The organism is Candidatus Accumulibacter sp. ACC003, from assembly GCF_907163085.1.
Classification (GTDB): domain Bacteria; phylum Pseudomonadota; class Gammaproteobacteria; order Burkholderiales; family Rhodocyclaceae; genus Accumulibacter.
Window position 1 is genome coordinate 35,630 of the sequence record NZ_CAJQTX010000005.1, and the last position, 13,439, is coordinate 49,068.

A 13,439-nucleotide genomic window follows, 5' to 3' on the forward strand; every position below is an offset into this window, starting at 1 on the left:
TCCTCATCAGTACACTCCTATCCACGGCATCCGCTCTGGCCCTTGTCGGGCCAGGCGAAGTCACCGCGGCTTCTAGTTGATCCAGGGCTTGCCTACCGGAAGGATGTCCCGGCCAAAGACGTCAGCATAGATGATGTGGGCCATGATGTACCACGCCATCGCCGCCGTGGCCATCAGCTCGTAACCGGCAACGACGGTCAGCCCCGGATAGCCGAAGTGCGCCAGATCGAGCAGAATGAAGCCGATCAGGAGCAGCGTAAAGGTCAGTGCCAAGGCGCCGTGAATCCGCATTGAGCCGACCCACAGGATTGCCGTGAAAAGCGTCCAGGCCACAAGGAACCAGCCGATGTCGGTCTTGCTGGAGGTGTAAATATCGTAGTGGTTGCCGATCAGAAGCAAGGTCAGCGCGATCCAGAAGCAACCGTAGGCGGTGAACGCGCAATAACCGAAATTGTTTCCTGTCTTCATTTCCTGCAGTCCGGCGATCATTTGCGCCAGCCCGCCAAAAATCAGTCCGAGCCAGATGACCGGCCCCAGCCCCATCCAGCCAACGTTGTGAAACTGCAAGATCATTGTCGTCAAGCCAAAACCCGCCAGACCGACAACCGCTGGATTACCCAGCTTCTGCTCCGCCATACAGTACCCCCACTATAAGAAAAATTTGAAGTGGTCGAGGACGCCCCCCGACCGCGACAGCCGCAGCCGTCTCATCGTCTGATGAGATTTTCAAGCCCGTCTATCGGGCGACTACTGCTGCGGAGGGCGATTATACGTCGACCGCGCCGACAAGCTGGCACTCAAATCCACTCCAGCTTGCGGCGTCTGCTGACGCCTGGCGCAGCGTATTGCACGCGACGGCTGACCGCGGTGCTCGAATCGTTTCCGATGCGCGCTAATTTCCGCTCGATCGACCATCGCCAATCGCTTGCCGTTAAGATGGCGTTGGCGACTGACGAGTCAACGAAAATGCCGGGACCGTCGGCCCCCTCTGGGCCTTGACGTAGCGACGCGCAGCAGCCATTCGGCTTGCAATCGCCAAGCTCCCGTCAAGCACCGGGCACAAGGAGAAAAATCATGATCGAACTGTTGAAGAACACCGCGCCGCAGCGCTTTGCTGCACTGATCATCCTGAGCGTGCTGCTCACCACCACACGCCTGGCGTACGCCAGCGATCCCGAGCCCTATCCGGGGACCGTCAGGATCAGTTCGCCGCACGCCTTTGCAGATACCGTCGCGCGTCTGGAGAAGGCCACCGACAAGAACAAAATGGGGCTGGTTGCCAAGGCCAGCGCCAGTGCCGGGGCGGCTGCCCGCGGCGTCAGGATCGCCGGCAATACGGTGCTGATGATCTTCCGCAACGACTACGCGGTGCGCATGCTGGCAGCCAGCGTTGCCGCCGGTATCGAAGCGCCTATCCGGGTGTACGTCAGCGAGGGCAGTGACGGCACGGTAACGATTACCTACCGGACGCCGTCGTCGATTTTCGCGCCTTACCGAAGTGCCGAACTCGACGTGCTGGCCCGCGAACTCGATCCGGTCTTCGCGGCGATCGTCGGTGATGCGCTTGCCAAATAAGCATCCAGAAGGCCAGCGCCGATGGCGGCAGCCGCGCCTCACCCCAACCGTCGTGCCGAGATGAAGCTTGCCAGCGTGAGCGCCGAACGCCGCGCCGACATGTTGGCGGCCGGCTACGAAGTCCGCGAGTGTTACCGTGTCCTCGAAAAAGCCGGCATCAATCTCGTTGGCGAGATTCTGCGTGGTCAGAACGAGTTCATCGAATTCGAACACTATCCGCGGGACGACGTCTTCGACAACGCAAGCGGTGGGCAGTATTACTACCACGCGCATCGCGAAGCGGCACTCGAACATGGCCATTTCCACACTTTCCTTCGTGCCGTTGGCATGCCGCCTGGCTGCCAGCCGATCGACTACCCGCAGGCCACCGACGTCTGGCCGACGGGCGATGCAGCGATCTCGCATCTGGTCGCCATCTCGATGGACAGCTACGGTTACCCGATCGCGCTGTTCTGCACCAATCGTTGGGTAAGCGCCGAAGCCTGGTATCCGGCGGCGCAGGTGATCGCGATGCTCGACGGCTTCGTCATTGACCACGCCTTTCCGAACTGGGCGGTCAATCGCTGGATCAGCGCCATGCTGCGGCTTTATCGTCCGCAGATCGAGTCCTTGATTCGCCAGCGCGACGCGGTGATCGCCGACTGGCAGGCCAGGTCGCCGGACGCGGACGTCTTTGAGGACCGGCGCCTCGAAATCACGAGCCATCTACCGATTGACGTCGAAGCGCTGATTCAACAGCTTGAAGAACGACGCACGCCGTAAACCCTGTCGGCCCGCGGGCCGGGAAAGAGAACCGGGAAAGCCAATGCCTGAAAACAAGGACAAAGCGCCAGGCAGTGTCTGCGCCAGCTGCGGTGCGAGCTTCGTGTGCGGCGTCGTCGCCGGACTGGCGAGCTGTTGGTGCATGGAAAAGGCGCCGACGGCGATCGAGCCGACGGCCGGTGGCAGCTGTTACTGCCCGAACTGCCTGGCAGAACGAAGCAGCCGGACTAGCGCCGCGGCGACTGGCGAGCCCTCTCCGGCAGCATGAGCAGTGCGTCGCGGTTGCTCCACGAGAAACACTTGGCCGCGGCCTCACGCCAGGGCAGCCAGCAATAGCCCAGATGCTCGGCGCGCGCGACGGTCACCGGCTGCACCGCCGGCAGCTGCAGCGAGAAGACGTGCTCGCTGTTGTACAACACGCCTGGCGCGTAGCGGTGGCGCCATTCGGCAAAGATCTCGTAGCGATTGCTGACTTGCCAGTCGCACAGATCGTCTGCGGCGGCGGCAATTCCGGTCTCCTCGGCAAGCTCGCGAAGCGCCGTTTCGAGCAGGCTCTCGCCGGCTTCCTGGCTGCCGGTTACCGACTGCCAGTAGCCGGCGTGCGCGGCGCGCTCGAGCAGCAGCACCAGCAGCTCGGGCGTGTGAATGACGACCAGTACCGAGACCGGCCGCTTGTACTCGCTCATGCCAGCGTCGGCAGAGTCGCCAGCCCGTCCGCACGCAGGTCGTAGAAAATCCACAGCGGCACGTGCGCCACCCGCCAGTCGTCGATCGCCGCGGCAAACACTTCATTGAGCGTCCGCAAGGCGGCGGGGTTTTCGGCGGCCAGCGTCTCGGCTCGCGACAGCATCAACACGTAGCCGGGCGCTTCGCACCACGACAAATCGCTCAGGCAATCCTTGAGGGCATCGTAATTGTTGCCGTACCACCCCGGGAAGCCGAGTTCGCGGCCCAGTTGCTGGAGAACAGCGTCAATCCGCTCGACATCGCCGAGACTGATCTCGAAAACGGCAAACGCCGCGGCGACTGCCGCCGCCTTCAGCGCGGCCTGGCCGCTGAGCGGAAGATGGTAGATGCCGGCTTGTCGTGAATCCTCGAGCAGGCCTTGCAGCGTCTGATGACTGATGGTCATGGGATAGGCGTTCGTAAGGATGCGCAACTATTCACGGATGCGGCGGAAGCGGCGGTAGTGGTCGTCGGTATAGTAATACTCGCCAGAGCGGGTAACGTCGCCGCTACTGCCCTGGCCGGCGACGATGCGCCGGGCGCCGCGGTCACGGCTACCCGGAGTCGGCACCGTGTACTCCAGGTAGTAGCCGCGCGCGCGCTCCGGCAGGCGTCTCTCGAAATTGCCGAAAACGCTGCCGTCCTTGCGTGGGTACGGAAACGGCCCGCCCTGCTGGATCAGCCGCAGGACACGCAGGGCCTCGGCCGGCAACTCGGCCAGGGTGATACTTTCGGGGTCCGGCGTCGCGCGCGCCTGCGCCGTGAGGACCTGGCCGAGCAGTCCGAGCAGCGCCGCCAGCAGCAGCAGCCGGAGGACGGCGGCGATGCGCGACATCGCCGATCAGCTCTTGCCGACTTCGACCTGCGTTTCGACTTTCTGACGCAGGCGGATGTGCAGCTCCCGCAGTTGCTTGTCGTCGACGCTGTTCGGCGCATCGGTGAGCAGACACTGCGCGCGCTGCGTCTTCGGAAAAGCGATCACGTCGCGAATCGACTCGGCGCCGGCCATCATCGTGACGATGCGATCGAGGCCAAACGCCAGGCCGCCGTGTGGCGGTGCGCCGTACTTCAGCGCGTCGAGCAGAAAGCCGAACTTGAGCTGCGCCTCTTCTTCGCCAATCCCCAGCACCTTGAAAACCTGCTCCTGAACCTCGGAGCGGTGTATCCGCACCGAGCCACCGCCCAGTTCGGAACCGTTCAGCGCCAGATCGTAGGCCTTGGCCAGGCAGGCGCCCGGGTCGCTCTGGAGAAGCTCGAGATGGTCGTCCTTGGGGCTGGTAAACGGGTGGTGACACGCCGTCCACCGCTGCTCGCCGTCGTCGTAATCGAACATTGGGAAATCGACCACCCACACCGGCTCCCAGGCGTGGCCGTTCAGGAAGCCCTTTTCGTGACCGATCTTGACGCGCAACGCACCCAGCGCGTCGTTCACGACCTTGCGTTTGTCGGCGCCGAAGAAGATCAGGTCGCCCGACTCGGCGCCGGTGCGCTCGACGATGGCCTGCAGCGCGGTCGCGTGCAGATTCTTGACGATCGGTGATTGCAGGCCGCTCTCGTTGGGCTGCGTGACGTCGTTGACCTTGATGTAGGCCAGTCCGCGGGCGCCGTAGATACCGACAAACTGCGTGTAGGCGTCGATTTCGCCACGCGTCAGACTGGCTCCGCCGGGAACGCGCAAAGCGGCAATGCGGCCGCCTTCGCTATTGGCCACGCCGGCGAAGACCTTGAACGAGACGTCCTTCAACACGTCGGCGACTTCGACGAGCTCGAGCGTGACGCGCAGATCGGGCTTGTCCGAGCCGTAGCGGTCCATCGCTTCGCCATAGCCAATGCGCGGGAATGGATTGGGCAGCTCGGCGGCGATCACCTCCCGGAAGACCGCCCGGATCAACTCTTCCATCAGCTGGATGATCTCGGTCTCGCGCATGAACGAGGTTTCGATATCGACCTGCGTAAACTCCGGCTGCCGGTCGGCGCGCAAGTCCTCGTCGCGGAAGCACTTGACGATCTGATAGTAGCGGTCGAAGCCGGCGACCATCAACAATTGCTTGAACAGCTGCGGGGACTGCGGCAGCGCGAAGAACTGCCCGGGATGGACGCGCGACGGCACCAGATAGTCGCGCGCGCCCTCCGGCGTGCTCTTGGTGAGCATCGGCGTTTCGATGTCCATGAAGCCGGCATCGTCGAGGAAGCGCCGGAAGGCGCGCGCCGTCTGGTAACGAAGTTGCATGTTCTTCTGCATCTGCGGGCGACGCAGGTCGATGACGCGGTGCAGCAGGCGGATGCTTTCGGAGAGGTTCTCTTCGTCAAGCTGAAAGGGCGGCGTCACCGAGGCGTTGAGGACTTCCATTTCGTGACAAAGGATCTCGACCTCGCCGCTGGCGAGGTTGGCGTTGACCGTGCCGGCCGGGCGGGCACGGACCTTGCCCGTGATCCGCAGGCAGAATTCGTTACGCACCGACTCGGCGGTTTCGAACATCTCCGCACGATCGGGATCGCAGACGATCTGCGCCAGCCCCTCGCGATCACGCAGGTCGACGAAAATCACGCCGCCGTGATCGCGACGCCGGTGCGCCCAGCCACAGAGCTTGACCTCCTGGCCGATCAGCTGTGAATTGACTTGTCCGCAATAATGAGTGCGCATGGCTTTCCCGCTTACTTGTATCAGGTTGTGGTGGTAGTCTGGACGGCGGCGACTGGCCGTGCTTTGCGCGGTGGCGCGACAACGCCCATCGAGATCACGTACTTGAGCGCGGTATCGACGCTCATCTCGAGCTCGATGACGTCCGCTCTCGGAAGCATCAGAAAGAAACCCGAAGTCGGGTTCGGCGTCGTCGGCACGTAGACGCTGACGTAGTCGCCGTCGAGATGCTGCAGCACGTCACCGCCCGGTTTGCCGGTGAGGAAGGCAATCGTCCACACCCCGCGGCGCGGGTATTCGATCAGCAGCGCCTTGCGAAAAGCGTTGCCCGACGACGAGAAAAGAGTGTCGGAAACCTGCTTGACACTGTTGTAGATCGAATTGACGACCGGAATGCGCGCCAGCAGCAGCTCCCACCACGAAACCAGTCGCTGGCCGATGAAATTCGCCGCGAGCAAGCCGGTGACCATGATGATCAGCAGCGTCAGGATCGCGCCAACACCCGGGATGTCGAAGCCGATGATCGTCCGCGGGTGGATTGCTGCCGGCAGCAGTTGCAGCGACTGATCCATGGTGCCGACAATCAGCACCAGCACCCAGGCGGTAATCGCCAACGGCACCCAGATCAGCAGCCCGGTAATAAAATAGCGCTTCATCCCTTGTCGGTGCCAACACCGGTCTTGGCGGTGGAGCTGCCGGCCGAGGCTGTCGTTGAGCTTGCGGTGTCCGCTTTCGGGGCAGCGGCGGTGGCCGTGGTCGCGGTATCGGCGGTGCTGCTGGCGGCGGCTGGCGCCTTCTCGGAGCTCTCGGAATTCTCGGGCTTGCCGACCGCTGTCGTTGGCGCCTTGTTGCCGCCCTTGAAGTCGGTCACGTACCAACCGGTTCCCTTCAACTGGAAGCCCGCTGCCGTCACCTGCTTGCGATACGTCGCCTGCCCACACTGCGGACACACGCTCAATGTCGGATCGCTGAGTTTTTGCAGATGGTCTTTCGCGAAAGCACACGAAGCGCAACGATAGGCGTAAATCGGCATGACTAACCCTCAGAAAGCGCTGGAAAAGGGTGGATTATACGCGAAGCCGCCGATGGTTCACCCGCGCACGCCCGACCGCCAGGACTGTCCCTGGCGCCGCAGCCGTCTACAGCAGGCCGACGTAGGCGCGCGTCAGCGCCCTCCCCCAGAACAGCGCCAGCAAGCCCGCCGCGGCCAGGTAAGGGCCGAAAGGGATCGGCACGCTGCGCCCACGTTTGGCGCCGACGATCAGCGCGATGCCGACCACTGCGCCAAGCAGGGACGAGAGCAGGATGGTCAGCGGCAACATCTGCCAGCCGAGCCAGGCGCCGAGCGCGGCGAGCAATTTGAAGTCGCCATAACCCATGCCTTCCTTGCCAGTGGTCAACTTGAATGCCCAGTAGACCGACCACAACGAGAGATAGCCACCCACCGCCCCGAGCACCGCCGACGGCAAGTCGGTAAAGGTCGCGAACAGATTGAACAGTAGGCCGGCCCACAGCAACGGCAGGGTAATCGAGTCGGGCAGCAGCTGGCTGTCAAAGTCGATGAAGGTCAGCGCAATCAGACACCAGATCAGCAACATGGCGCCAAACGCTGCCCAGCCATAGCCGAAGTGAAACGCGGCGAACGCCGACAGCAGGGCGCTGCTCGCCTCGACCAGCGGGTAGCGCGGCGAGATCGGTGCCGCGCAGGCCGAACAGCGGCCGCGCAGGAACAGCCAGCTGAGTACCGGAATATTCTCGATCGCGGTGATCGCGTGCCCGCACGCCGGGCATCGCGAGCGCGGCCGGGCCAGCGACAGCGGTTCATTGACCGGCGGCGGCTCGCCGCACAGTTCGGCGCAATGGACGCGCCAGTCGCGATCCATCATCGTCGGCAGGCGATGGATGACGACATTGAGAAAGCTGCCGACCAGCAGCCCAAGCAGACCAAAGAGCAGCGGCCACAGCGTCGGCGCCAGTTCGCCAGGAAGCACGTCCGGCATTAGCCGACGACGGCGCCCAGCTTGAAGATTGGCAGGTACATGGCAATCACCATGCCGCCGATCAGCACCCCGAGGACGACCATGATGATCGGCTCCATCAGACTCGACAAAGCCTCGACGGCGTCGTCGACCTCGGCCTCGAAGAAGTCGGCAACCTTGCCAAGCATCGCGTCCAGGGCGCCGGATTCCTCGCCGATGGCGACCATCTGATTGACCATGTTCGGAAATAGTTCGCTGCTCTGCATCGCCGAGGTGAGGCTGGTGCCGGTACTGACCTCACTCTGGATCTGCCGCGTCCCGGCCTTGTATACATAGTTGCCGGCCGCGCCGCCGACCGACTCGAGCGACTCGACCAGCGGCACGCCGGCCGCAAACATGGTCGCCAGAGTGCGTGTCCAGCGTGCGATCACCGACTTGCGGATGATGTCGCCAAAGACCGGCAGGCGGAGGAACAACCGGTCGAAGACGATCTGCATCTTTTCCGATCGCTTCCAGGTATAGAAGAAGCCGTAGATCGATAGCCCGATGCCACCAAAAATCGCCCACCAGTACTCGATGAAAAAGTCCGAGATGGCGATGACGACCAGCGTCGGAGTCGGCAGGTCGGCGCCGAAGCTCTTGAAAACTTCCTTGAAAGCCGGGATCACGAAGATCATGATCACCGCCGTAATGATGAAAGCGACGACGATGATCGCCACCGGGTAAAACAGCGCCGCCTTGATCTTCGACTTGATGGCGATCATCTTCTCTTTGTAGTTGGCCAGGCGGTCGAGGAGCGTCTCGAGAATACCGGCCTGTTCGCCGGCGGAGACCAGATTGCAGTACAGCTGGTCGAAATGCAGCGGGTACTTCCGGAATGCCTGCGACAAGGAACTGCCGGTTTCGACGTCGGCCTTGATGTCGAGAAGGAGTTTGCCCACCGATGGGTTGTCGTGCCCCCGCCCGACAATTTCAAAGGTCTGCAACAAGGGTACGCCGGCTTTCATCATCGTCGCCAACTGCCGGGTGAACAGCGTGATGTCCTTCTCGGTGATCTGTCGCCCGCCCTTGAAGCGCTGCTTCTTGACCTTGCTGACGACAATCCCCTGGCGCCGCAGAGTGGCCCGGACGACGGTATCGCTGTGCGCCCGCTGCTCGCCGCGAACGATCTTGCCCGCCTTGTTTTTCCCTTCCCAGAGGAAAGTGAACTCCTTGACTTCTGGCGCGGCTCTTCTGGTGGTTTTCGCTGCGGTCGCCATTCTTCCCCCGTCTTCAAGCGTTGGTGCTGCCGAGAATCTCGTCAAGCGAAGTCATCCCTTGCTTGACCTTCAGCAAGCCGGAACGGCGCAGATCATTGACGCCGTCTTTTCTGGCCTGCAGGGCGATGTCGAGCTCGCTGCCGTTGGCCATAATTATGCGCTGGATGTCTTCGGTCACCGGCATCACCTCGTAGAGACCGACGCGCCCCTTGTAGCCGCTTCCCTTGCAGCGTTCGCACTCGCCCGGACCGAACAGCGCCCAGCTGCCATCGAGGTCGCTTTCCAGAAAGCCGGCGTTGAGCAGCGTCTCGACCGGCGTCTCGAGAGGTTTCTTGCACGTACATAGCCGGCGCACCAGACGTTGCGCGGTAATCAACAAAATGCTCGATGCCAGATTGAAGGTCGGGATACCCATGTTCATCAGGCGAGTCACCGTCGCCGGAGCGTCATTGGTGTGCAGCGTCGACAAGACCATGTGACCGGTTTGCGCGGCTTTGATGGCGATTTCGGCGGTTTCGATGTCGCGGATCTCGCCGACCATGATGATGTCCGGGTCTTGCCGGAGAAAAGCCTTGAGGGCAACCGGAAAGGTCAGTCCGGCCCGGTCGTCCACGTTGACCTGATTGATGCCGGGCAAGGGTATTTCAGCGGGATCTTCGGCGGTGGAAATGTTGACCCCGGGCTTGTTCAGCAGATTGAGGCAGGTATATAGCGAAACGGTCTTCCCCGAGCCAGTTGGCCCGGTCACCAGGATCATTCCGTAAGGCCGGTTGATGGCCTCCAGCAGCACCGCCTTCTGCTCGGGTTCATAGCCCAGCGCATCGATTCCCAGGGTGGCGCTGGCCGGATCGAGAATTCGCAGAACGATTTTCTCGCCGTACATCGTCGGCAAGGTGCTGACGCGGAAGTCGATGGAACGGCTCTTCGACAACACCAAGCGCATCCGGCCATCCTGGGGGACGCGCTTCTCGGCGATATTGAGGCGCGAAATAACCTTGATCCGCGAGGCGATCTTGTCCTTGATGACCAGCGGCGGCGACGCTATTTCGCGCAAGATGCCGTCGGTTCGGAAGCGAATGCGATAGGTCTTTTCGTAGGGTTCGAAGTGGATATCGGAGGCACCGTCGTTGATCGCGTCGAGCATCATCTTCTGGATGAATCGGACCACCGGCGCGTCGTCGACCTCCATGTTGGAGGCTTCGTCGGCCTTTTCCTGGCTTTGCTCGTCGGTGAACTCGAGGTTGATGTCGTCGCTGCTCAAGTTCTTGAGGCTGTCCTCGACGGTTTCCGAGAGTTTCGCCACCAGCGGCGCGAGCTTGCTTTCTTCAACGACCACCGGGTCTACCGCCAGGCCCGTCTGAAAGCGAATTTCATCGAGCGCGCGCAGATTGGTCGGATCGGCGATGGCGATCGCCAAACGATTGCCGCGCTTGTACAGTGGCACGACGCGGTGGTTGGCAATCAGCTTGCGGTCGACCGCATTCTTCGGCAGATGGACATCGTCGAAGGCCGACAGATCAAGCAGCGGATAGCCGAACTTGTCGGAGGCGAAACGCGCCAGCTCCAGGTAGGTGCCCTTCTTGGCGCTGACCAGTTGCTCGATCAGTGAAGTCCGGTTGGCAGCGGCCAGCGCAAGCAAAGACTCCGCCTCGGTTTCCTTGAGGCGGTCAGCTTGGACCAGCGCGCGGGCGAAAGCGCTAAGTGGCGTGTTTTGCGGGTTGGCTGCCATTTTTCGCAATAGGACCTTGTGGATGCGTTGTGAACCATTGGGTCCCGACTATGCCGAGTTGGCGCGCTTGATGATGCATTGACTCAGCAGGTTTGTAAAGAAGCCGGGCCGGCGCTTGCCCAGCGCCGCAACGGATCTGCTCAAGTGGCGTAGCGCTGGCCGGCGGCCAACGCCGACCACCGTTCACCCCACAGCGTCAGTTGCCGGCGCAGCGATTGCCGGCAGCCGCCGACGGTCATGACCAGCCGCCGCCGGTCATGAGGGATGCCAGCAACGTTCAGGTTTCTGCCGCCGCCTCGACGACCACCAGCGCGGTCATGTCAACGACTCGGCGAACCGTCGAGGTCGGCACCAGCACATGCACCGGCAGCGCCGCACCCAACAGGATCGGGCCCACCGACATGCCATCACCGCCGGTCATCTTGAGCAGATTGTAGGAGATATTCGCCGCGTCCAGATTGGGCATCACCAGCAGGTTGGCCTCGCCGGTGAGCGGCGAGTCCGGGTCGGAGCGCTTGCGGATCGCTTCCGACAGCGCGCTTTCGCCGTGCATCTCGCCATCGATTTCCAGATCGGGTGCCCGGCTGCGGACGATCGTCACCGCCTCGCTCAACTTGCGCGTCGCCGGCGTCTGTGACGATCCGAAATTCGAATGCGACAGCATCGCCACCTTGGGTTGGATCGTGAAACGGCTGACCGCCGCCGCCGCCATCAGCGTGATCTCGGCGAGTTGCTCGGCGTCAGGGTCTTCGTTGACGTGCGTATCACAGAGGAACAGTGATCGGCCGGGCAGCAAGACGTGCGTCATCGCGGCCATGGTGCTGCCGCCGGGCGCCTTGCCAATGATCTCGTCGATCTGACGCAGGTGATGCGCAAAGCGGCCGGAGAGGCCGCAGATCATCCCGTCCGCGTAGCCGAGCTTGAGCAGGATGGCGCCGATGATCGTATTGTTGGTGCGCAGGCGCGTCTTGGCGATGTCGATCGTCACACCATGGCGCTTCCTCAACTGGTGATAGGTCTTCCAGCATTCCTTGTAGCGCTCGTCACTGGCTGGATCAACGACATCAAAGTCGGTGCCGGCTTGCAGCTTCGAGCCGATCCTCTGCAGTCGCGTCGCGATCACTTCCGGGCGGCCGATCAGGATCGGCCGGGTCAGTCCTTCGTTGATGATCGTCTGCGCCGCGCGCAGCATCCGCTCGTCCTCGCCATCGCAGTAAACAATGCGCGTCTCGCGGACGCGCTTGGCCGCAGAAAAAACCGCCCGCATGCCAAAGCCGGCCTGGTAAACGAACTCGCGCAACTTCTCCCGGTAGGCGTCCATATCGGCAATCGGCCGCGTCGCCACGCCGGAGCTCATCGCCGCCGCGGCGACCGCCGGGGCGATGGTGGTGATCAAGCGCGGGTCGAATGGTTTGGGAATCAGGTAGTCCGGGCCAAATGCCAGGTCCTGGTCGGCGTAGGCCATCGCCACTTCGTCGCTGACCTCCCAGTGCGCCATCGCCGCCAGCGCCTTGACGCAGGCCATCTTCATTTCCTCGTTGATACCCGTCGCACCGACGTCGAGAGCGCCACGAAAGATGAACGGGAAACAAAGAACGTTATTGACCTGGTTGGCGTAATCCGAACGACCGGTGGCCATGATGACGTCGGGACGGACTTCGCGAGCCAGTTCGGGCATGATTTCCGGCGTCGGATTGGCCAGGGCGAAGACGATCGGCTGGTCCGCCATCTTGAGCAGCATCTCGGGTTTGAGAATGCCGGCAGCCGACAGCCCGAGGAAGACGTCGGCGCCGTCGAGTGCTTCGGCCAACGTTCGGCGCGCCGTGTCGCGTGCATAGCGCGCCTTGTTCGGCTCCATGTTGGCGTCGCGGCCGGCGTAGATCACGCCTTTCGAGTCGCAGACCATGATGTTCTCGCGCCGAACTCCCAGATCGCACCACAGATTGAGGCAGGAAATCGCTGCCGCTCCACCGCCCGAGCAGACGACGTTTATTTCGTCGATCTTCTTGCCGGTCACCAGCAGCGCATTCAGGATCGCCGCCGACGAAATGATCGCCGTGCCGTGCTGATCGTCGTGAAAAACCGGAATCGACATCCGCTCCTTGAGCTTGGCCTCGATGTAGAAGCACTCCGGAGCCTTGATGTCTTCCAGGTTGACGCCACCGAGCGTCGGTTCCATGGCGGCGATCATGTCGATCAGCTTGTCGGGGTCGTTTTCTGCCAGCTCGATGTCAAAAACGTCGATGCCGGCGAACTTCTTGAACAGGCAACCCTTGCCCTCCATCACCGGTTTGGCGGCCAGCGGCCCGATGTTGCCCAGACCGAGGACGGCCGTGCCGTTCGTGATGACGCCGACGAGGTTGGCTCGTGAGGTGTAAAGGCTCGCCGAGCCGGGGTCGTCGACGATCGCATGGCAGGCGAAGGCGACACCCGGAGAATAGGCGAGCGCCAGGTCGAGTTGATTGCTCAGTCCCTTGGTCGGCTGCACAGCAACCTTGCCCGGAGTCGGGTAGCGATGGTATTCGAGGGCCGCTTCACGAAGATCGGTCTGGCTCAGATCTTTTTTCATTGAGGCTCCTGGCATGGGGTTGGTCAAAATAGAGCGCGTCACTGTAGCCGACTCGGGCGGTTTACACAAAATCGATGCGTCGTTCGTCAGCCGCGCTGAACAGCCTGCCGACGCGGCGAGCTTGCCAGTCGACGACTCGTCACTGGCCGGCATTACCGCCGCCGTCGCTTGCCGTGCGTCGACGAGCGCTCTTTTCGCT

14 protein-coding genes are annotated in these 13,439 nt (G+C 62.5%); 3 read left to right on the forward strand and 11 right to left on the reverse strand.

The window, feature by feature from the left end; all coding sequences use genetic code 11:
- Positions 1–72: 72 nt before the first annotated feature.
- Complete coding sequence (locus tag QZ656_RS10000) at positions 73–636, reverse strand: acetate uptake transporter (protein ID WP_291993258.1); 564 nt, start codon at positions 634–636, stop codon at positions 73–75.
- A 438-nt stretch (positions 637–1,074) separates the two neighbouring features.
- Here QZ656_RS10000 and QZ656_RS10005 point away from each other — a divergent pair, with 438 nt between their 5' ends.
- Genes QZ656_RS10005 through QZ656_RS10015 form a run of 3 tightly spaced genes read left to right on the forward strand, consistent with a single transcriptional unit; the run spans position 1,075 to position 2,605 of the window.
- A complete protein-coding gene (locus QZ656_RS10005; RefSeq protein ID WP_291993259.1) occupies positions 1,075–1,575 on the forward strand; it encodes a DUF302 domain-containing protein in 501 nt (166 codons plus the stop codon).
- Positions 1,576–1,635: 60 nt separating this feature from the next.
- Positions 1,636–2,337 carry a hypothetical protein gene (locus QZ656_RS10010; RefSeq protein ID WP_291993260.1) on the forward strand — a complete coding sequence of 234 codons (702 nt, stop codon included), beginning with the start codon at positions 1,636–1,638 and terminating at the stop codon, positions 2,335–2,337.
- Positions 2,338–2,380: 43 nt separating this feature from the next.
- Positions 2,381–2,605, forward strand: a complete 225-nt coding sequence (locus QZ656_RS10015) for a cysteine-rich CWC family protein (RefSeq protein WP_291993261.1) — start codon at positions 2,381–2,383, stop codon at positions 2,603–2,605.
- Here QZ656_RS10015 and nudB read toward each other — a convergent pair.
- The 10 genes from nudB to QZ656_RS10065 all read right to left on the reverse strand — a co-directional run bounded on the left by nudB (position 2,565) and on the right by QZ656_RS10065 (position 13,240).
- Positions 2,565–3,023 (reverse strand): dihydroneopterin triphosphate diphosphatase, encoded by a 459-nt coding sequence (nudB, locus tag QZ656_RS10020; RefSeq protein WP_291993262.1) that lies wholly within the window; start codon positions 3,021–3,023, stop codon positions 2,565–2,567. The genes QZ656_RS10015 and nudB overlap by 41 nt on opposite strands.
- On the reverse strand, positions 3,020–3,469 hold the full coding sequence (locus tag QZ656_RS10025) for a barstar family protein (RefSeq protein ID WP_291993263.1): 450 nt from the start codon (positions 3,467–3,469) through the stop codon (positions 3,020–3,022). The genes nudB and QZ656_RS10025 overlap by 4 nt, the downstream gene beginning before the upstream one ends.
- A gap of 27 nt (positions 3,470–3,496) precedes the next feature.
- Positions 3,497–3,898 carry a ribonuclease domain-containing protein gene (locus QZ656_RS10030; RefSeq protein ID WP_291993264.1) on the reverse strand — a complete coding sequence of 134 codons (402 nt, stop codon included), beginning with the start codon at positions 3,896–3,898 and terminating at the stop codon, positions 3,497–3,499.
- A gap of 6 nt (positions 3,899–3,904) precedes the next feature.
- A complete protein-coding gene (aspS, locus tag QZ656_RS10035) occupies positions 3,905–5,707 on the reverse strand; it encodes an aspartate--tRNA ligase (RefSeq protein WP_291993265.1) in 1,803 nt (600 codons plus the stop codon).
- 20 nt (positions 5,708–5,727) lie between these two features.
- Complete coding sequence (locus tag QZ656_RS10040) at positions 5,728–6,360, reverse strand: DUF502 domain-containing protein (protein ID WP_291993266.1); 633 nt, start codon at positions 6,358–6,360, stop codon at positions 5,728–5,730.
- Complete coding sequence (locus QZ656_RS10045) at positions 6,357–6,737, reverse strand: zinc ribbon domain-containing protein (protein WP_291993267.1); 381 nt, start codon at positions 6,735–6,737, stop codon at positions 6,357–6,359. Before QZ656_RS10045 ends, QZ656_RS10040 begins: the two co-directional genes overlap by 4 nt.
- A gap of 106 nt (positions 6,738–6,843) precedes the next feature.
- Positions 6,844–7,704, reverse strand: a complete 861-nt coding sequence (locus QZ656_RS10050; RefSeq protein WP_291993268.1) for an A24 family peptidase — start codon at positions 7,702–7,704, stop codon at positions 6,844–6,846.
- Complete coding sequence (locus QZ656_RS10055) at positions 7,704–8,942, reverse strand: type II secretion system F family protein (protein ID WP_291993269.1); 1,239 nt, start codon at positions 8,940–8,942, stop codon at positions 7,704–7,706. Before QZ656_RS10055 ends, QZ656_RS10050 begins: the two co-directional genes overlap by 1 nt.
- 13 nt (positions 8,943–8,955) lie before the next feature.
- On the reverse strand, positions 8,956–10,671 hold the full coding sequence (gene pilB, locus QZ656_RS10060; RefSeq protein WP_291993819.1) for a type IV-A pilus assembly ATPase PilB: 1,716 nt from the start codon (positions 10,669–10,671) through the stop codon (positions 8,956–8,958).
- Positions 10,672–10,948: 277 nt separating this feature from the next.
- The gene (locus QZ656_RS10065) at positions 10,949–13,240 is read right to left on the reverse strand and encodes an NADP-dependent malic enzyme (RefSeq protein WP_291993270.1); all 2,292 of its coding nucleotides are present in this window, start codon (positions 13,238–13,240) and stop codon (positions 10,949–10,951) included.
- Between the last annotated feature and the right edge of the window lie 199 nt (positions 13,241–13,439).